This window comes from Escherichia sp. MOD1-EC5990, assembly GCF_002965285.1.
Classification (GTDB): domain Bacteria; phylum Pseudomonadota; class Gammaproteobacteria; order Enterobacterales; family Enterobacteriaceae; genus Escherichia; species Escherichia coli_F.
Genome location: NZ_PTRV01000012.1, coordinates 118,239 through 138,530, shown reverse-complemented (window position 1 = coordinate 138,530; position 20,292 = coordinate 118,239). Strand labels below are relative to the sequence as shown.

The 20,292-nt window shown below is 51.8% G+C and carries 18 protein-coding genes; 4 read left to right on the top strand and 14 right to left on the bottom strand.

Annotated elements, in window-relative coordinates:
• Positions 1–54: 54 nt before the first annotated feature.
• Positions 55–2,025, bottom strand: coding sequence for a glycoside hydrolase family 127 protein (locus tag BEB42_RS15750; protein ID WP_001026869.1), 1,971 nt, complete (start codon positions 2,023–2,025; stop codon positions 55–57).
• Positions 2,026–2,035: 10 nt separating this feature from the next.
• Entirely contained in the window at positions 2,036–3,436 is a 1,401-nt protein-coding gene (locus BEB42_RS15745; protein ID WP_000204811.1) for an MFS transporter, read from the bottom strand.
• A gap of 225 nt (positions 3,437–3,661) precedes the next feature.
• On the opposite strand from BEB42_RS15745, the gene BEB42_RS15740 reads away from it, so the two are divergent.
• Positions 3,662–4,477, top strand: coding sequence for a helix-turn-helix domain-containing protein (locus BEB42_RS15740; protein ID WP_000891822.1), 816 nt, complete (start codon positions 3,662–3,664; stop codon positions 4,475–4,477).
• Positions 4,478–4,508: 31 nt separating this feature from the next.
• Here the strand turns inward: BEB42_RS15740 and araD are convergent, their stop codons facing one another.
• The 9 genes from araD to yiaK all read right to left on the bottom strand — a co-directional run bounded on the left by araD (position 4,509) and on the right by yiaK (position 12,557).
• Entirely contained in the window at positions 4,509–5,204 is a 696-nt protein-coding gene (gene araD / locus BEB42_RS15735; RefSeq protein ID WP_000893136.1) for an L-ribulose-5-phosphate 4-epimerase, read from the bottom strand.
• Entirely contained in the window at positions 5,198–6,058 is an 861-nt protein-coding gene (locus BEB42_RS15730; RefSeq protein ID WP_001353578.1) for an L-ribulose-5-phosphate 3-epimerase, read from the bottom strand. Before BEB42_RS15730 ends, araD begins: the two co-directional genes overlap by 7 nt.
• Entirely contained in the window at positions 6,051–6,713 is a 663-nt protein-coding gene (ulaD, locus tag BEB42_RS15725; protein ID WP_000089489.1) for a 3-keto-L-gulonate-6-phosphate decarboxylase UlaD, read from the bottom strand. Before ulaD ends, BEB42_RS15730 begins: the two co-directional genes overlap by 8 nt.
• Positions 6,710–8,206, bottom strand: a complete 1,497-nt coding sequence (gene lyxK, locus BEB42_RS15720) for an L-xylulokinase (protein ID WP_105267444.1) — start codon at positions 8,204–8,206, stop codon at positions 6,710–6,712. Before lyxK ends, ulaD begins: the two co-directional genes overlap by 4 nt.
• Positions 8,207–8,209: 3 nt before the next feature.
• On the bottom strand, positions 8,210–9,196 hold the full coding sequence (gene yiaO / locus BEB42_RS15715) for a 2,3-diketo-L-gulonate TRAP transporter substrate-binding protein YiaO (RefSeq protein WP_105267443.1): 987 nt from the start codon (positions 9,194–9,196) through the stop codon (positions 8,210–8,212).
• 12 nt (positions 9,197–9,208) lie between these two features.
• Complete coding sequence (yiaN, locus tag BEB42_RS15710) at positions 9,209–10,486, bottom strand: 2,3-diketo-L-gulonate TRAP transporter large permease YiaN (RefSeq protein WP_000279616.1); 1,278 nt, start codon at positions 10,484–10,486, stop codon at positions 9,209–9,211.
• 2 nt (positions 10,487–10,488) lie between these two features.
• Entirely contained in the window at positions 10,489–10,962 is a 474-nt protein-coding gene (gene yiaM, locus BEB42_RS15705) for a 2,3-diketo-L-gulonate TRAP transporter small permease YiaM (RefSeq protein ID WP_000721665.1), read from the bottom strand.
• 117 nt (positions 10,963–11,079) lie between these two features.
• Entirely contained in the window at positions 11,080–11,547 is a 468-nt protein-coding gene (locus tag BEB42_RS15700) for a YhcH/YjgK/YiaL family protein (RefSeq protein WP_000576081.1), read from the bottom strand.
• Between the two features lie 11 nt (positions 11,548–11,558).
• A complete protein-coding gene (yiaK, locus tag BEB42_RS15695; RefSeq protein ID WP_000869022.1) occupies positions 11,559–12,557 on the bottom strand; it encodes a 3-dehydro-L-gulonate 2-dehydrogenase in 999 nt (332 codons plus the stop codon).
• A 200-nt stretch (positions 12,558–12,757) separates the two neighbouring features.
• On the opposite strand from yiaK, the gene yiaJ reads away from it, so the two are divergent.
• Both yiaJ and BEB42_RS15685 read left to right on the top strand, forming a co-directional pair.
• The gene (gene yiaJ / locus BEB42_RS15690) at positions 12,758–13,606 is read left to right on the top strand and encodes an IclR family transcriptional regulator YiaJ (RefSeq protein WP_000514241.1); all 849 of its coding nucleotides are present in this window, start codon (positions 12,758–12,760) and stop codon (positions 13,604–13,606) included.
• A 101-nt stretch (positions 13,607–13,707) separates the two neighbouring features.
• Positions 13,708–14,181 (top strand): 4Fe-4S binding protein, encoded by a 474-nt coding sequence (locus BEB42_RS15685; protein WP_001353579.1) that lies wholly within the window; start codon positions 13,708–13,710, stop codon positions 14,179–14,181.
• A gap of 151 nt (positions 14,182–14,332) precedes the next feature.
• On the opposite strand, the gene avtA is transcribed toward BEB42_RS15685, so the two are convergent.
• Both avtA and malS read right to left on the bottom strand, forming a co-directional pair.
• The gene (gene avtA / locus BEB42_RS15680; RefSeq protein ID WP_000144351.1) at positions 14,333–15,586 is read right to left on the bottom strand and encodes a valine--pyruvate transaminase; all 1,254 of its coding nucleotides are present in this window, start codon (positions 15,584–15,586) and stop codon (positions 14,333–14,335) included.
• A gap of 177 nt (positions 15,587–15,763) precedes the next feature.
• A complete protein-coding gene (malS, locus tag BEB42_RS15675) occupies positions 15,764–17,794 on the bottom strand; it encodes an alpha-amylase (RefSeq protein ID WP_000761237.1) in 2,031 nt (676 codons plus the stop codon).
• Between the two features lie 319 nt (positions 17,795–18,113).
• Here malS and BEB42_RS15670 point away from each other — a divergent pair, with 319 nt between their 5' ends.
• On the top strand, positions 18,114–18,938 hold the full coding sequence (locus BEB42_RS15670) for a protein bax (protein WP_001364291.1): 825 nt from the start codon (positions 18,114–18,116) through the stop codon (positions 18,936–18,938).
• 108 nt (positions 18,939–19,046) lie between these two features.
• Here BEB42_RS15670 and xylR read toward each other — a convergent pair whose 3' ends face one another.
• Positions 19,047–20,225, bottom strand: a complete 1,179-nt coding sequence (gene xylR, locus BEB42_RS15665; RefSeq protein ID WP_000494484.1) for a D-xylose utilization transcriptional activator XylR — start codon at positions 20,223–20,225, stop codon at positions 19,047–19,049.
• Between the last annotated feature and the right edge of the window lie 67 nt (positions 20,226–20,292).

Here is a 20,292-nt window from a genome sequence, read left to right as displayed (position 1 = left end):
CGCATCAGGCAATGTGCACCCTACGTTGGATGCGGCGCGAGCGCCTTATCCAACCTACGGATGGCAATGCTTTTCCTCATTCACCCAGATCCGCATTTCGCCTTCACCCCGGTTAGCCCAGCTAAACCACGGGATAAATGTCAGAGTTTGCGGCTGGCGTTTGGCTGGCGCGCTGTCGTAATGCCACAGCGGTTGCTGCTCTGGATAGCTCTGTTCATACCGGTAACCCGGTGCCTGGATTAAGATCTTATGGCTGAACAATCCCTTACCTTCAAATGTCGTAAATGGCGCATCGGTGGGCAGCCACAGATTATGCAGTGACTCGCCGTTGTCGGCCTGTTCCAGGCAATACACCAGCGGGCCGCGCTGAATCGCCACTTTTCCGGCGACGTGACGCACCAGCGGGTTACCGTAAACGCGACGTACCGGCATTGGCAACGTCAGATTCAGCGTGTCGCCCTCCTGCCATTCGCGGGTAATGTGCAAATACCCTTTACGAATATCCTGCTCGACCTCTTCCCCATTCAATGTAATCTGCGGCTGTGTGCACCAGTCCGGCAGACGTAAAGCCAGCGTATGACGCACCGGCTGGGGCGATTCAACCGCAATTGTCACCTGTTCCTGCCACGGATAGTTTCCGCTAACCCGCAGACGCAGCGTGCCATTTTCTACCGGCACTTCCATGCTGTTTCCTGCGTAGATGTTGATATACAACGCATCTTCACGCGGCGTGTAGAGATAATGACCAATCGAGGTTAGCACGCGGGCGATATTTGGCGGACAACAAGCGCAACCAAACCAACGCTGGCGGATCGGCTTAACGTGATCGTAGATATGGTTGAATTTCAGCGATTTTGGATGTACTTCCAGCGGATTCACATAGAAGAAATGTTTGCCATCCAGCGCCATGCCGCCGAGCACGGTGTTGTACAGTGCGCGCTCCATCACATCGGCATAGTGACTGTCGCCTTCCATTTCCAGCATTCGCCGGGCGAACATCATCAGGCCGATGGAAGCACAGCTTTCGGCGTATACCGTGTCATTCGGCAGATCGTAATCGCTGCTGAACGCTTCGCCGCTGCTTTGTGAGCCAATGCCGCCGGTAATATATAACTGACGCTGGGCCATATTGTTCCACAGCCGCAGGCAGTCCTGACGCTTGCTTTCATCGTGACTTAAACGCGCGAGATGCGCGACGCCGGTCATCAGGTAGACAAAACGTACCGCGTGACCAATGGCGGTTTGCTGCTGTGCGATGGGCAAATGTGCCTGGCTGTAGGCTTTGTCTTTCACCATCCACGCCGGGCCGTAGGTGTGCCAGTGCGAGGTCTGTCCGCGCTTTTCATATTCCTGGTCGTAATAGTGCGGTTGCGCACCACGCTGTTCGACAAAATAGTTCGTCAGCGCCAGGTAGCGCGGCTCTTCGGTCACTTCATACAGGCGCATTAGTGCCAGTTCAATTTCCGGGTGACCAGGATAACCGTGTAACTTACTTTCACCTGGACCAAATACGCTGTCGATATGATCGGCCAGACGGCAAACCACTTCCAGCAAGCGCCGCTTGCCCGTGGCCTGGAAGAAGGCGACTCCGGCTTCAATCAGATGACCGGCGCAGTAAAGTTCATGACACTCCGCCAGATTGCTCCAGCGTTCTTCGGGCGCTTTTACCGTAAAGTAAGTATTGAGATAGCCATCTTCGCACTGGGCGGAAGCGACCAGTTCGATTACCTCGTCAGCAGTTTTTTCCAGTTCGGCATCCGGCTTCTGGCACAGCGACCAGGCTACCGCTTCCAGCCATTTGGCGACGTCGCTGTCCTGAAACACCATCCCGTAAAATTCACCGTCTTGCAGTCCTGCGGCAATGCGAAAGTTTTCAATCGCATGGCTGGGTTCCGCTTCTGGGATACGATCGTTCAAGGCATCCCACTGATAAGGAATCACCACGTCGCGGACCAGTTGTTGGTACTGACCGAGGAACGGATCGCTGACCGTCAGTTTATGCAGATCGACTTCCGAAATGTTCATCTTGTGCTCCTTAAGGCTGTACATGACGCTGACGCAGGTCGCTAGCAATGCGTGACATCATAGGGTTATTGAGTTTGCAAAAGCGGATCGCCATCGCCAGCAGCAGGTGGAACAGCGCAGGCAGCAATGTTTCCATCGCCGCGATCCCGCCAAGCGAACTGGCGGTCTGGTTTTCCACGCCTGGCTGGTAGGCGACAAAAATAAACAGCAGGCTGATGATCCCGGCGCTGGAGGCCCAGGCCAGCTTGATGAAAAACAGATTGAAGGCGAAGTTCATGCCGGAAGAACGTACGCGGGTTTTCCACTCGCCGTAGTCATCGGCAAAGGCCATCAATGAGAAGTGCAATGGCAATGTGAAGCCAAGAATCACGCCATTACCAAGGATCACCGCCAGCCACAGCGTTTGATAAGCCGGGCCAGAAGGCAGGAACCACATCAACACCGCCAGCGCGGCGAGGAGCAGGTTGGTGTAGTAGTAAATTTTGACGGTATCGAAACGTCGCGTTAACGGGCTGACAATCACCGAGCCGATAATGGAGGCGAAGGTGACCATAGTGAAGAACAGCGACGTGTAGCCCGTACTGCCTTGTAAGACGTAGGTAATGAAGTACATATACCCACCGCCGCGAATATTAAAGACGTTAATCAGCAGGAAAGACATGACCAGCATCAGCAGCAGTTGGTCGTTGTTTCGCAGCCCGGCAAGATGTTCGCGCAGGGTAAATTTCCCCATTGTGGAGAGTGGCACCCGTTCACGAACCCAGAAGAAACAGCACAGGAACATCACCACAGCGATGGCGCACAGCACGCCGACGCCCAGTTGATAGCCGCGCGCGGCATTACCCTGACCGAAGAGATCTACCATCCACGGCAGGCCAACCGAAACCAGAAATCCCGCTACGCCGCAGAGAACGAATCGCCAGGACTGGCAGGAGATCACTTCATTGTGGCGGGTGGTCATGGTGTTGATCAGCGCGCAGTACGGCACGTTGATGGCGGTATAACCGACTGAAAGGAGCAGGTAAGTGCCGAACGCCCAGGCGATTTTTACTCCCATGCTGGCATCTGGCACGGTGAACGTCAGGATGCCGATAATGCCGATGGGAATGGCAATCCACAACTGCCACGGACGAAAGCGCCCCCAGCGACTTTGCGTCCGGTCGGCAATGACGCCCATCACCGGGTCGGAGATGGCATCAAACACGCGCAGTGCAATAAACAGCGTGCCGACCAGCGCCGGAGTTAAGCCAAAAACGTCGGTGTAGAAAAAGGTGAGAAAGTTCATGATCAGGCAGGTTATGACGGTGCCGCCAGCGTCACCCAGGCCGTAGCCTATTTTTTCCCGTACAGATAACGCGTCGTCAATTTTACCTTTAGCGATATCAGCGGTAGTAATCGGTGTAGAGGTCATAGATATTCCTCGCAAATAGAGAGCATTTTTTTGTTTTATTGCAATGACCTGATTAATTTCGCCGTTATCTGGAATATCAACAAGGCGAGAAAAGAGTAAAAAAAGGTGACGATTCCGACCTGAATTTAAAAGTGTGAATTGGATCAGGTGAAATTAATGTTTTTGATTAATAATCAAAAGGTAATGTGTTTAATCATTAATGAATAAGCGGGAAATTACATATCAATGCTCGAATTATCCATGACGTTACCGATTAAAGTGCAAAATGGTGGATTATTTATTTCCCGTGGCGTAGGGAGGCATCCGGCAAGGCGGCTGGAGTCATGGGAAATTATCTTTGTCGAAAAAGGTCGATTAGCGATTCAGGAAGAAGAGCGGATATTTCTGGTCGATGCGGGAGAGAGTTTATTACTCTGGCCGAACCGACAGCATGTTGGGGTAGAGGATTTTCCCGCCGATCTCAAATTTTACTGGCTGCATTTTGAGGTTAAAGCGCCGGATAGCGACCCGCGCTGGCTCACTCATCTTAGCGTGCCGCAACAAACGAAGGTTGCCGATCCGCAGGCGCTGGTGGCCCTGTTTCGCCAGTTCTTAAGCGAACAGGAAAAGCATCAACGCACTCCGGCGCTGGAGTTTATTGTGCTGCTGATTTTGCAGCAACTCACCCGTGACGCGCGTCTTGATGAACAGGCCGATGCCGCAGGTACCACGCTTGCCTGGAAAGCGCAGAAACTGATCCGCACGCAATATCATCGCCCGCTTTCCACTGCGCTTTTAGCCCGCGAGCTGTACTGCAATGCCGATTATCTTGGGCGCGTCTATCGGCGGGTGTTTCATCTGACGTTAACAGAAGCAATCCACCGCCAGCGGGTGCGCGAAGCCGAAAAGCTGTTAATTAGCGACGCGCGCTCGCTCACGGAAGTGGCGGCGTTGTGCGGGTTTAATGACGTTGGCTATTTCCGGCAGATTTTTCGCAAACACACCGGATTAACGCCAGCTGCGTGGAAGCGACGTTACAGCAAGGAACATATCAATTCGTAGTGTCGGGGCAATGAAGCCCCGGCGTGAGAGATTACTGCCCGTAATAGGCATTGGCCCCATGCTTACGCAGGTAGTGCTTATCCAGCAGTTCGTTTTGCATGGCAGGGAGCTGTGGTGCAAGCTGGCGCGAGAACAGGCCCATATAGGCGCACTCTTCCAGCACTACGGCATTATGCACCGCATCGGCGGCATTTTTTCCCCAGGCGAACGGGCCGTGAGAATGCACCAGTACCGCCGGGATTTGTGCCGGACTCCTGCCACGTTCTTCGAAGGTTTCAATGATCACTTTGCCGGTCTGGTATTCATACTCGCCGTTAATCTCCGCTGCGGTCATCTGTCGCGTGCAGGGGATTGCGCCATAGAAATAATCGGCGTGAGTGGTGCCCCAGGCGGGGAGATCCAGCCCGGCCTGCGACCAGATGGTGGCGTGGCGCGAGTGGGTATGCACAATACCACCGATTTCGGCATAGCGACGGTAAAGCGCCAGATGCGTTGGCGTATCGGACGAGGGCTTTTTGCTACCTTCCACCACCTTGCCGCTGGCTATCTCAACCACCACCATATCGTCGGCGGTCATCACGTCGTACTCGACGCCGGAAGGTTTGATTACCATCCATTGCCGCGTTTCGTCTACCGCGCTGACATTGCCCCAGGTAAACGTCACCAGATGGTGAGCGGGAAGCGCCAGATTTGCCGCCAGCACGTCGGCTTTCAGTTGCTCTAACATATAAAACCTGCCTCCTGCATACGCGCTTCAATCCAGCGCCGCGCCTGAATAATCTCCAGCACCGGCTCTTTGGCTTTTTCGGTCCACATCTCAATCAGAAATGATCCGCGATAGTTCAGTTCATGCAGCGTTTTGAAGATACCAACGAAATCGACGCAGCCTTCGCCAAACGGCACGTCGCGGAACTGTCCGGGGCTATGCTCGGTCACTGGCTGGGTATCTTTCAGGTGGATGGCGGCGATACGGTCAATGCCCAGTTTCAGTTCAGCGGGAACATCATTGCCCCAGGCGCTAAGGTTACCGACGTCCGGGTAGACGGTGAACCACGGCGAGGCGAGTATCTCGTCCCACTTTTTCCATTTGCTGATGGAGTTCATAAACGCGGTATCCATAATCTCCACCGCCAGCATTACTTGTGATGCCGCCGCCTGTTCGACAGCCCACGTCAGCCCTTCAGCAAAACGTTGCCGGGTACCTTCGTCATGGTCTTCGTAATAGACGTCGTAGCCCGCCAGTTGAATGGTGCGAATACCGAGATCGCGCGCCAGATGAATTGCTTTGCTCATGATCTCCAGTGCTCGCTGGCGTACCGCGTCGTCACGGCTACCAAAGGGAAAACGACGATGTGCGGACAGGCACATCGACGGGATCCCAACACCCGTTTCGATCATCGCGGCAACCAGCGAAGTCCTTTGTGCGGCGCTCCAGTCAAGGCGCGACAGACGCTCGTCAGTTTCATCCACCGACATTTCGACAAAATCAAAGCCACAGCTTTTCGCCAGCACCAGCCGCTCCGGCCAGGAGAGATCTTTCGCCAGCGCTTTTTCATAAATCCCTAACGGATGATTACGCACGTGCGCCTCCCCAGATAGCGTCGATTTGCGCATGGAAGTCGGCAGCTACCTGTGCCGGATTTGCTGCGCCTGCCAGCGCCCGCCCGGCAATAAACGCTTTCACGCGGATATCTTTAAACAGCGGCAGGTCAGCAGGCGTAATCCCGCCGGTAATGGAAAGCTCAAGGCCGATATCGGAAAGCGCCTTCATGCGTGCCAGATCGGCTTCGCCCCACTGTTGCCCGCTGGCCTGCGCGTCACGACCACGATGATAAATCGCCTGCCGCACGCCAATACGATGCCAGTCGTGGGCGTCGTCCAGCGTCCAGTTACCAAAAAGCTCTATCTGGATTTCACCACCGCAGCGTTGCGCCATTGCGTGGCCTTTTTCTACCGTCGCGAGCGGCGCAGCGCAGATGATGGTCATCCAGTTAGCGCCTGCGCCAAACGCCTGTTGCGCGAGCGTTTCACCAGCATCGGCGACCTTCCAGTCAGCAACGATGATTTTGTCCGGGCACTGTTCGCGCAAGGTTTTCACCGCGCCAAGCCCTTCGTTTAAACAGAGAATGGTGCCCGCTTCGACGATATCGACGCTGTCTTTTAACAGCGTAACGTCGCGCTGTGCGGCTTCAAGTGATGAGTGGTCGAGGGCCAGTTGCAGAAGTGGTCTGCTCATAATGTGTTCTCCTTAACGCGGGCATGAAAGCCCTGTAGTGCGGCAATGAGGTGCTGATAGCGTTGGTATTTTTGTTGGTAAAGCTGATGGGCGGTCATATCCGGTAACAGGGTGCGCACCGGGTGCTGTTGATCGTGCTGGGCTTCGCTGAAATCGCGATAAACACCGGTGCCGACGCGGGCAGCAAGCGCCGCGCCAAAACAGCCGGTTTCTTCCACCTGTGGCAGCTCGATACGTAAGCCGCTAACGTCCGCCAGCATTTGCATCCAGACATCGGAGTGCGCCGGGCCGCCAGTCACGCGCAGGGTGTGCACATCAGTAAAACGTTCGCGCATCCGGTTGAGGTGGGTCATATGGCTGAACACCACGCCTTCATAAATGGCCTGCAACAGGTGTGCGCGGGTGTGAATGGCCTGCATCCCGTAGAAACCGCTGGTCATCTCGAGTCCGGCGTTGCTGCCGTACAGGAACGGCAGGAAAAAGAGATCGCCACCGGCTTTCGGTAAGCTGGCAACAGCCTGGTTGATCTCAGCAAACGAGATTTCTCCCCACTGCGCGGTAAACCATTCGAGATTGCCGGAAGAGGTAGGGCTGGCTTCGTGAACGATAAATTCACCGTCGTTAACGTAGCGGCCATAGACATACGGATGCGCTTCACCGCCACCTAAACCGCAGGTTATGCCGCTGGTCACCGCCCAGGTCCCCATCACCGCATTGAGGGTAAATTCGTCTTCGATTCCGGCGCAGAGTGCGGTAGAAACCACATCAAACAGGCCGCCGACAACGGGCGTACCCGCTTTCAGACCGGTCAGTACGGCTGTCTGAGCGGTGATTTCCCCGCAGATTTCGGCAGATCCGACAACAGGCGGCAGGGCGTGATTGATTTCACTGATCCCCAGCCAGTCGGTGAGGCACGGGTCATATTCCCCAAGACTCATGTTGTAGAGATTGGACTCAGAAATATTGCTCTCTTCACAACCTTTGACACCGGTTAAACACCAGCGCAGGTAGTCGTGCGTCATCATCACGCAGCCAATTTGCGCGTAGCGTTCTGGTTCGTGTTCTTTCAGCCAGCGTAACAGCGACACCGGATGCCCGGTCCACAAGGTTTGTCGGGTCAGCGGGTAGAGTTTTTCCGGGATGCTATCTTCCTGCCAGCGACGAACGATTTCCATCGCCCGGCGATCCGAGGACAAAATGGCGTTACCGAGCGGCTTGTCGTTTTTATCCAGCAAAAACAAGCCCTTTCCCTGTGCGGAGATACCGATGCCGACAATTTGCTCCCCGCTAACGCTGGAATGGGTAAGCAGGGAGCGAATGACAGCCATGCAGCATTGCCACAGTTCTGCCATATCGCGCTCTGCCCAGCCTGGCTGCGGGCTTAATGCGCACAGCGGCAGGCGCTGCACGCCTGCCTCCCGGCCTTCGCGGTCATACAGGCCGGCTTTCAGCCAGCTACCGCCACAATCTAACCCCAGCCAGTATTGCGTCATGGCTTATTGCACCTCATCCACGGCTTTCAGCAGTTCAGCGCCCTGCGGAACATCTTTTACAAACATGTCGCGGACCTGAGTACCCAGTACGTCGCTAAAGGCTTTGCGATCAAGTTCGGTGATGACTTCCACGCCAGCGTCTTTCATGCCGTCGATGATTTTTTGCTGATTTTCGGCGACCAATTTGCGCTGGTAATTACCCGCTTCTTGCGCAGATGAAATTAGCGCTTGCTGGAACTCCGGGCTTAAGCCATCAAACTTCGCTTTGTTGATCACCACCAAAAGCGGGGAATAGGCATGGTGCGTCAGAGAAAGGTACTTCTGCACTTCATAAAATTTGGCTGACCAGACGACGTTGATCGGGTGTTCCTGAGCGTCGATAGTGCGCGTTTCCAGCCCGGTATAGACTTCGGCAAACGGCATCGGGATCGGGTTAGCGCCAAAGACTTTGAATGCGGCGATATTCATCGGGCTATTGTTGGTGCGTATTTTCAGCCCTTTCAGGTCGGCAGGTGTTTTAACTGGCTGGCGTGAGTTGGTGACATCGCGCCAGCCGTTTTCCCAGTAGGCCAGTACTTTCAGTCCCTTACCTTCAAGGGAGGCCTTCAGTTCATCGCCGACTTTGCCGTCGAGTGTTTTATGCGCGTGGGCGGTATCGCGGAACAGGAAAGGAACATCAAGCAGGTTCATCACAGGTGATAACCCGGCAAAGTTATTCGAGCCGGACATTTCCATATCGATGGTGCCGCCACGTACGCCGCTGATCATCGCCTGCGCGTTACCGAGAGTGCTGTCCGGGAACAGTTTTAATTTCAGCTCGCCTTTGGTTCTCTCCTGCAATAAATCATTAAATTTTTTCGCCGCAATATGTTGAGAGTCGGTTTGTGAGGTTTCATAACCGAAACGTAATGATTGTGCCGCCAGAGAAGATGTGCTGAACGCCGCCACTCCGGCAATTAATAAAGCGTAGGTTACAGAGCGTAATTTCATTATATTTTCCTTTTAATTAATCCATTTCAACGGGAGGATGATGAGATCGGGAATAAAAACAAATAAGGCTAATAAGGAATATAAAACCAGGACGTAAGGGAAAACGCCTCTGACTGCATCATCGAATTTGAGTTTAGCCACCCCTGAAATAACGTTAAGCACATTACCGATAGGCGGTGTAATTAAGCCGATTGAGCAGTTGATGATAAACATGACTCCGAAGTAAATCGGATCGATTCCTGCCTCTTTAACTAAAGGCATTAATACCGGGGTAAGAATTAACACCGTCGGCGTTAAATCCATTACCATACCGACTATCAAAATCGCCAGCATAATAACGATAAACAGCAGACGCGGTGATTCCACTAACGGTTGCAGTAAATCAGAAACCATCATTGGCAGTTCAGCAATGGTAATTAGCCAGGCGGAAACTTGTGCCGAAGCCACCAGAAACATTACCACTGAGGTGGTTTTCGCCGCGCCAATAAGTACATGCCAAAGTGTGGCGAATGTCATTTCACGGTAAATAACCGTGGCGACAAATAACGCATAGAAAGCAGCAACGGCCCCGGCTTCGGTAGGGGTAAACAGACCGGAGCGAAAGCCGCCAATAATAATGACCGGAAGAAATAGCGCCCAGATACCGGAAACAAAAGAGTGCCAGATTTCTCGTTTCGTTGCTTTTTGCTGACGGGGTAAATTAAGACGACTGGCCTGCCACCACCATGTGAGCATCAGCGTTGCGCCCATCATAATGCCTGGGGCAATGCCCGCCATAAACAACTTACTGATGGATAATCCGCTGGAAACACCGAAGATAATAAATGGAATGGAAGGGGGAATAATTGGCGCGATAATCCCGCCAGAGGCAATCAGCCCCGCAGCACGGTTGACCGGGTAGTTAGCGCTGCGCATCATCGGCACCAGTAGCGCGGCAACGGCGGCGGTATCCGCAACAGCAGAACCGGAAAGGCTCGCCATAATCATTGCCGCCAGCACGCCTACGTAGCCCAACCCGCCTGGTTTATGCCCGACCAGTTTCATCGGCAGGTCAACAATGCGTTTTGATAAGCCGCCCGCATTCATGATTTCACCCGCCAGTACAAAGAACGGAATCGCCAGCAGGGAGAAGCTATCAGCACCGTTTACCAGCGTTTGCGCCATGATCTGGACATCAAACATATCCAGCCAGAACATAAGCGCCGCCCCGCACAACAGTAGCGACCAGGCAATAGGCAAACCGATAGCAATGCCACCCAACAGGCAGCCCAGAAAAATCAGCACAGCCATGATTAAGCTCCTTGCGGTGGCGGCGTTAGAGAATTGCTACGCGTGATGAGTTGATATAAAAGGCGCAGCTCAAAGAATGCGATAACGAGGCTGGTGGGCAGACAAGCGGCATACATCAGGCCGATGGGCAAGCCGAGGATCGGTGAATAATCGCTCCAGTCCTGAATTGTTTTTAGCGTTGCGCCCCAGGCCAGAGCGCCACAAATAAATAAGATTAAGGAATGGGTAACCAGAGCGACTCGCCGCTGCCACGCGGGGGAGAGTTTCTCCACCAGAAAGGTAACCTGAACGTGGGCGTTATCCATAAAAGCCACAATCGCGCCAATAAAGGTTAACCAGACAAATAAATAACGCGACAATTCATCTACAGATAAAATACTTGTCTGAAAACCATATCTTAAAATAATGTTTATAAACACAATACAGGAAAGTACGGCGAGATTAATCGCCAGTATTGCTTCAAGTATTTTTTTCATAGCTATTCCTTGAGGCTATGTTTGTCATAATTCAAGTTGCATGTGCAGCAACCTGAATTATTAATATAGTTAGAGCAATAACATTACCCAGGCGTTCTGGCGTAGACGATTATTCGATTAATTTAGCGCCGTTAATGCGACTTTAACCACAACTTTTCGTATCTCAGAGGCTGTTTGCAGAATACAGCCTGGTCGATGAACATCCTGAGGAAAGAAAATAGCGTAGCTACCCGGTATCATTTCTATAAATGATTCATGTTCACTATCGTGATAAAAAATAATATCGCGCTGCTCTAATAGTGATTCGCTGACTTTATTATTTCCTGTATCAATAGCAATGCCGATTTTCTCTTTGCCCCACGCCAGAAATTGAATATCGATATACCGACGATGCACTTCCGGACGGTTTTCCTCTACTGCACGCGTCGTTAAGTCGATAATTTGTGCGTAAATATTTTTGCCGTCGATTTCGACAACGCCCGACTCCAGGACGTTGAAATCAGTGGCGCGCAGAAAATCGAGCGCCTTTTCAATAGCAGCGGGCAAACGGCACGGGTTAGGCTGCGCGATATGTCCAAAAATCATGGCTTATCTCCTTATAACGCCTGGATTTTTGCCCATACGCTGTCATCAACGGTAATACCGTTACGGCGGTTTTCTGCCAGCAGGGTGGTAAATTCGTGGCCGGGTAAGCGAATGGCCTGGTTTTCATCGGCGCGTTCAGCGGTGGTAATGTAATCCATGATACGTTGTAGCTTGGCATCGCGGGTGGCGCCGTCGATAAGCTTGTCCACTTCAACGGCGATAAAGATTTGCGAAACGCCATATTCGTCGCTGTTATCCTGGGTGACTTCGGCAACGGATGCGCCGTCGGAAAGGAGAGTAGCGATCATATCCAGCACGATCGACATACCAGAACCTTTCCAGTAGCCCATCGGCAAAATGCGGCGATTTTTTTCGATAATGCCAGGTTCTTTGGTCAAATTGCCCTTATCATCAAAGCCACCATCGACCGGGAGCTGACGACCTGCAAGGCGGTTAACTTCTAACATGCCGTAGGAAAACATCGACATCGACATATCGACCATAGTGATCGGCGTGGAAGGAATCGCGACGATCAGCGGGTTAGTGCCGATACGACACTCTTTTGCGCCCCACGGCGGCATTACGGCGATGGAGTTGGTCCAGCAAATGCCAATATAGCCTTTTTCCGCCGCCTGCCAGCCGTAGCTGCCGCCGCGCATCCAGTGGTTGGCATTACGCAACGCCACCAGACCAATACCGTGATCGGCAGCCAGTTCAATGGCGCGATCCATCATCTTTTTCGCTGTCAGGTTACCGATCGAACGCTGGGCGTCCCACTGTTCAATTGCGCCGAGGCTGGTTATACGTTTGGCTTGGGCATCAGGAATGATATCGCCGTTTTCCAGTTGTTGAATGAAACGAGGGAAACGGTTGACGCCGTGAGAATAAACGCCGGATTCGGTGGTGCGGGCGAACATTTCGGCACAGGCATCAGCCGTTTCGCTGTCAACGCCGCGTGAAATTAAGACTCGATTAAAGGCTGCTTTTAACTGCTCAAATGTCACTTTCATCCCTGGCTTCCTTGTTTTTTTGATCGCTTTTTTGGCTTAAAATTTCAATATGCGAAATCTGATTTCAAATATATCGATCGCTTTTTAACAAAGCAATCTGATTAATGAATTTCAAAAGACTTAAAAATCAATTGGTTATAAATTATCTGTCGAGATCGTGAACTACGGCACACTTTGCGCTACCATCAGGACGCGACAAAATGGGGAAAGAAGTGATGGGAAAAAAAGAGAACGAGATGGCGCAGGAAAAAGAGCGTCCAGCCGGAAGCCAGAGTCTGTTTCGCGGGTTGATGCTGATTGAGATTTTGAGCAACTATCCAAACGGTTGTCCGTTGGCGCATCTTTCGGAGCTGGCTGGTTTAAATAAGAGTACCGTCCATCGCTTATTGCAGGGATTACAATCCTGCGGCTATGTGACCACCGCGCCCGCCGCAGGGAGTTACCGCCTGACTACCAAATTTATTGCCGTCGGGCAGAAGGCGCTGTCTTCGCTGAATATCATTCATATCGCCGCTCCGCATCTTGAGGCACTGAACATCGCCACTGGTGAAACCATTAACTTCTCCAGCCGCGAAGACGATCACGCTATTTTGATTTATAAGCTGGAACCTACAACCGGGATGCTGCGAACCCGAGCTTATATAGGCCAGCATATGCCGCTCTACTGTTCCGCAATGGGCAAGATCTACATGGCGTTTGGTCACCCGGACTACGTGAAGTCATACTGGGAAAGCCATCAGCATGAGATCCAGCCGTTAACCCGCAATACCATTACCGAGCTGCCCGCGATGTTCGACGAACTGGCGCACATTCGTGAAAGCGGAGCGGCGATGGACAGAGAAGAAAACGAACTCGGCGTCTCCTGTATTGCTGTTCCGGTGTTTGATATTCATGGGCGGGTGCCGTACGCCGTGTCGATTTCTCTTTCGACATCACGTCTGAAACAGGTGGGGGAGAAAAATCTCCTGAAACCACTGCGTGAAACCGCGCAGGCTATTTCTAATGAACTGGGATTTACTGTCAGGGACGACCAGGGCGCGATCACATAACGCTCTGGACAAGTGCCAAAACTTTAACATTTCCTTCGTTGGATCAAAGCAGTAGAGACGCGCTCTCTGGCACTCTGCTGTTTTAGTGCAAAGGAGTGATCATGAACCGGTTTATTATTGCGGATGCGACGAAATGTATCGGTTGCCGTACCTGTGAAGTGGCTTGCGCAGTGTCGCATCAGGAGAATCAGGATTGCGCTGCGTTGTCACCCGGTGAGTTTATTTCGCGTATTCGTGTCATTAAAGATCATACTTACACCACGGCAGTAGCCTGTCATCAGTGTGAAGATGCACCGTGCGCAAATGTGTGCCCTGTTGACGCGATAAGTCGCGAACATGGGCATATTTTCGTTGAACAATCACGTTGTATTGGCTGTAAAAGCTGTATGCTGGCTTGCCCGTTTGGTGCGATGGAGGTCGTTTCTTCACGCACAAAGGCGAGGGCGATAAAGTGCGATCTGTGCTGGCATCGGGCGACGGGACCGGCTTGTGTTGAAGCTTGCCCAACACAAGCGTTGCAATGCATGGATGTCGAGAAAGTGCAGCGGCATCGGCTACGGCAGCAGTCTGTTTGAAACGTTTTTCCGGCGTTTTTTAACGCAGGAATAGTGCGCTTTGTTTATGCCGGATGCGGCTTAAACGCCTTATCCGGCCTACAAATTCTTCCAAATTCAATATATTGCAGAAATGATGTAGGCCTGATAAGCGTAGCGCATCAGGCAATTTTTAATGACTTTCAGCCCAGGCGCGTTCAATCTCTTCCGCCAGAATCTTCACCCCCGCTTCAATTTTATCCGGCTCCGGCACGTAGTTCATACGCATACATTGATGTGTATGTGGCCACGGTTTATCCAGCCCTGGGAAGAAGTTGTGCCCCGGCACCATCAGCACGCCCCGTGCTTTCAGGCGCTGGTAGAGCTGCTCGGTCGTAATTGGCAAATCCTTAAACCATAGCCAGAGGAAAATGGCTCCTTCCGGTTTATGAATCAGGCAGCGATCTTCCGGTAAATAGCGGCGAATGATAGCGATAGTTTCCTGAACACGCTGGTAGTAAAACGGTTTGATGACTGTTTCAGACAGGCGCAGCAGATCGTTACGCTTAATCATTTCACACATCATCGCTGGACCAATACCGCCAGGTGCCAGGCTGATAATGCCGTTCATATTGGTGATGGCGGTGATGATTTTTTCATTGGCGATGATAATGCCGCAGCGCGAACCCGGTAGTCCCAGCTTGGAAAGACTCATGCACAGTACAATATTCGGATTCCACAGCGGGCGCGCTTCGCTGAAGATGATGCCTGGGAACGGGACGCCATAAGCGTTATCAATCACCAGCGGAATACCGTGCTGATTCGCCAGTGCGTCCAGTTTCAATAATTCTTCGTCAGTAATCACATTGCCTGTTGGATTCGTCGGTCGGGAGACGCAAATCATCCCGGTCTCTTCGCCAATATGCAGATGCTCAAAATCGACGTGGTATTTAAACTGGCCTTCCGGCAGCAGTTCAATATTCGGACGCGCAGAGACAAACAGATCTTCTTCCAGTCCGGCGTCAGCGTAGCCAATGTATTCCGGTGCCAGCGGAAACAGCACTTTTTTGATCCGACCATCGGCACGGCGTCCGGCGAACAGATTAAATAAGTAGAAAAACGCGCTCTGGCTGCCGTTTGTTAGTGCAATATTCTGTGGTTCGATATCCCAACCCAACTTCTCGCGTAGCATTCCGGCAAGCAGTGTGAGTAGCTCCGTTTTCCCCTGTGGACCGTCGTAATTGCACAGTGCATCAGTCGCTTTGCCACTTTCCAGCATGTCGGTCAGTAGCGTCTGGAAGTAGTCCTGCATTTCCGGGATCTGCGCTGGATTACCGCCGCCGAGCATAATCGCGCCAGGCGTGCGTAAACCGTCGTTCAGATCTTCCATCAGCAGCGTAATGCCGGAGTGGCGGGTAAATTTGTCACCAAAAAGGGAGAATGTCATAGCGGGATATCTGTCGAACTCTGTAGCAAGGAAGGTAACAATAACGCTACATTTGCTGGGGTGCAAATCGCTCTGTTGAAGTGGGAGCGGTGCTTTATCCTGCAACTCTGATTAGGGCTGACATTTTATCCTGGTTGGCGGCTTCCCGAGGTACTGACGAACGGGAAGCCGAAAACGTTACTGTTGCCCCGCCCAGACGACCAGCACTTTATCGTCGTCATGCTCACGAACAAAGCCGTAGCCCTGCTTCAGCGAAAGTGTCGTTTGTTTGCCCGCGCCAATTGCGGGATGGCGGGCGCGGAACTGGCTGATTTTCTGCCAGTGCGCGACGCTAGCGGCAGATTTACCGTTAACATCCTGCCAGTTCATATCCGAACGCGTGCCTTGCAGCGGATCAGAACCGGTAGGACCGAACGGACGAGAGGATTCATCACCATAAAAGATTTGTACTGCACCTGGCGCTAATAACAATAACTCTGCTGCTTTGTCGCCCCCTTCACGGAACAGGCGGGTATCATGCGACGAAAGATAGCTCAACACGTTGAAATCCTGCAATTTCTCTGCCATTTGCTGCCAGGTCGTATCCATCTGCGCCAGACAATCGACCGCTTTCGCCGCCTGCTCCTGATAATCGAAATTGATCATCGCATCGAAGCCGTGGCGATAGTAGTCACTTTGCATCACGCCGTGGCCCCAGGCTTCACCGGTCATCCAGAAAGGTTTGTCATCTAATGCTTTGTCGGGATTCGCTTTTTTCCATTCGCGAAGTGCGGCGCTGGCTTCGGTTTTCAGTTGCTGCCAGGCGGGCAACTCAACATGCCTGGCGGTATCGACCCGAAAACCATCAATTCCGTAGTCACGGACCCACTGGCTTAACCAATGGGTTAAGTAATCTCGAGGGGTAAAGCCGTCAATGGCTTTAGCGTGGGTATCCGTTTTGTTGTTATAGAACACTGGCAGGCCAGAAGCGGTCGTTGATTCGGTTTTGATATCCGGTAAAAAGGCCAGCGACATGGTGAGATCGTCAAATCCAGGATTGTCGTAGTCGCCGATATCCGTTCTGATCCAGTTTTTTCCCCACCATTTATCCCAGCCTGTTTTGTCGCTGAAATTAATGTAATCGTTAAAGCTATGCCAGGTTTGCCCGGCGGCGGGCTTCCAGTCGCTCCAACGGTCACCTAACGTTTTTTTCAGCTCATCACCAGAAAGGTATAACGCGCCAAACTGATACTCCTGCATATCCGCCAGCGTGGCATAACCGGAGTGGTTCATCACTACATCAAAGAGAATACGAATACCGCGCTGATGCGCGCTATCAACCAGCGTCCGGAGATCGGCTTCGTTGCCCATATTGGCATCCAGATTCGTCCAGTCCTGGGTGTAGTAACCGTGGTAGGCATAATGCGGGAAATCGCCTTTTGTTCCGCCGCCGACCCAGCCGTGAATTTGCTCAAATGGGGCGCTTATCCATAAAGCATTGACGCCCAGCTGCTGGAGATAATCCAGTTTGTTGGTCAGGCCGCGTAAATCGCCGCCGTGAAAAGTGCCAATTTCTGCCATACCGTCTTTATGACGTCCGTAACTCTGGTCATTACTGGGATCGCCGTTTTCGAAACGATCTGTCAGCACAAAGTAAACTGTGGCGTTATGCCAGTCGAAAGGGGCGGATGTGTCAGTTTCTGCCCGTTCCAGCAGGAGTAAACCCTTGCTGGTGGCAGCGGGTTGTAACGTTATTTGACCGTTCTTCACTATCGCAATTTGCTGGCTGTAATAATCCCGGACTGCGGCTCCCTCCGGAAAAGTGGCGCTGACATCCAGAGTGAGCGGTAATCCATCCCATTTCGGGCATTCACGGACCAGGTTTGCTACCGGTTCGACGGCGTTCTGGATGGAAATCATCAATGTTGGTGTACCGGAGCGGGTGTCTAGTTGCAGCGTATATTCGCCGTCCCTGAACAATCGCCATTGAGGTGGCGTGTTGCTACAAGGTTGCAGGGAAAGCATCTGATTGAGTTTTATCGCATCCGCAGGCTGCCAGCACTGTTGGTCAAAATTTAGCGTGAGTGGACGCGTACCTTTGGGCAACTGCGCGTGGCTGACAAATGTTCCCGTTCCCTGTTCGCTAAAGGCAGGGAACCCCGGAGAAGTCCAACTGGCGGCAACGGCGAAGCCAGGAAGGAGTGTCAGAAAACAGGCGGCGAGTTTCATGGCGGATGAGTCCTTATTGCTGCGATTTCAGACAGTTTGCCAGCGATAAGCCAGACAAAACTCATCCCTGAGCGGTAAGTCCACAGGATGAGAAGCAAGGGTGAGCGATCGCGCGCAAAAAACGGCTGAATTTTGCGATAAACCCCACATTTTCTGCGATTTAGAGCCAATCTGAATCGTTAACACGTGACATAGTTTCAGATTTGGACTATTCCTTGGGGTGCTCTTGACGGCTATTTTTGATATGATTTGAGATTCAACTCTCAAATTTGTGAAAAATATAAGGTGTTGGAATGATTAAATCCGACCAGGAGACCTGATGATTTTGACTCCCATACGACGATATGGGGCGATGATTCTTATGTTACTCACTCTGGTGTTTTCGAGTGAGGTGTTAGCGAAGACGCACACAACAACAGCGAGTCAAAAGTCCCACTTAACTAAAGCTAGTAATAAACAGGTAAGCAGTAAACAAGAGTATTCTCGCAATAGTGCAAAGAGTAGTTCACTTCCTGATTTGCGAAAATACCCTTCCGGAACACCAAGGAAAAAAGCGTTTCTCCGGACCGTAATGCCTTACATTACCAGCCAAAATGCGGCCATTACTGCGGAACGTAACTGGCTCATTTCAAAACAGTATCAGGGCCAATGGTCACCTGCTGAGCGTGCGCGTCTTAAAGACATCGCCAAACGCTACAAGGTGAAGTGGTCCGGTAATACGCGAAAAATCCCGTGGAATACCTTGCTGGAACGCGTAGACATTATTCCTACCAGTATGGTGGCGACGATGGCTGCAGCAGAAAGCGGTTGGGGAACGTCGAAGCTGGCGCGTAGCAACAACAACCTATTCGGCATGAAGTGCATGAAAGGACGTTGTACCAATGCGCCGGGTAAAGTGAAGGGGTACTCACAGTTCAGTTCTGTCAAAGAATCGGTGAGCGCCTATGTCACTAACCTGAATACTCACCCGGCTTACTCTTCGTTCCGTAAATCGCGTGCACAACTGCGTAAAGCGGATCAGGAAGTGACTGCCACAGCGATGATTCACAAGCTGAAGGGCTACTCGACCAAAGGGAAGAGTTATAACAACTACCTGTTCGCAATGTACCAGGATAACCAACGGTTAATCGCGGCGCATATGTAATTGTATTCCCTGAAGCCTTATCCGACTTGTTGGTCGGATAAGGCGTTCACGCCGCATGCGACAACCACGCAGCGTTGCCTGATGCGACGCCGACAATTCTCATCATCGCTACAACATGACCTCGCTATTTACATCGCGATACTCTTTTGGCGTCGTGTCATATGCTTTTTTAAAAACAGAGTAGAAATATTGCAGCGATGGATAACCGCACATTTGCGATATCTCATTGATCGACAAGGTGGTTGAAATCAGCAGACTGCGCGCTTTCTCCAACTTCTCGGCATGAATCATGGCATGGATGGTTTCACCCACCTCTTCTTTAAAACGCTTCTCAAGATTGGAGCGAGAGATCCCGACGGCATCGAGTACCTGATCCACTTTAATCCCTTTACAGGCGTGATTACGAATGTAATGCATGGCCTGAATAACGGCGGGATCGGTCAGCGAGCGGTAATCTGTTGAGCGCCGTTCAATGACGCGAACTGGTGGGACCAAAATCCGCTGTAGCGGCATTTCTTCTTTATCTAATAATCGATGCAACAGTTTTGCCGCCTGATAGCCCATTTGCCGTGCGCCCTGAGCGACCGAAGAAAGGGCGACACGCGACAGATAGCGGGTCAGTTCTTCGTTATCGATGCCAATCACGCATAATTTTTCCGGTACGGGAATGTGTAGATGTTCACATACTTGCAGAATATGCCGTGCCCGGGCGTCAGTAACGGCAATAATCCCGGTTTGCGGTGGCAGCGTTTGTAGCCAGTCTGCCAGCCGATTTTGCGCGTGTTGCCAGTTCTCTGGCGCGGTTTCTAACCCCTGATAAACCACTCCGCGATACTTTTCTTCGGCGACAAGCTGACGAAATGCATATTCGCGTTCAGTGGCCCAACGTTTGCCGCTGGATTCCGGAAGACCATAAAAAGCAAAGCGGTTAACGCCTTTCTCTTTTAAATGCAAAAATGCGCTTTCAACCAGTGCATAGTTATCGGTGGCAATGTAATGAACGGGTGGGTAACTTTCGGCAAGGTGATACGAGCCACCAACCCCAACAATGGGGACGTCGACATCAGCTAGCGCTTGCTCGATTTGTTTGTCGTCGAAGTCGGCAATGACGCCATCTCCTAACCAGTCCTTGATTTTATCAATGCGGGCGCGGAAATCTTCTTCAATGAAAATATCCCATTCCGATTGTGACGCCTGTAAATATTCCCCTACGCCTTCTACTACCTGACGGTCATAGGCTTTATTAGCATTGAACAGCAATGTGATGCGGTGACGTTTAGTAAACATGGTTCTTTTCCTGCTGAATCATGCAAAAACTCAAAACCGGTAATAAGTTACCGGTTTTGAGAAAATT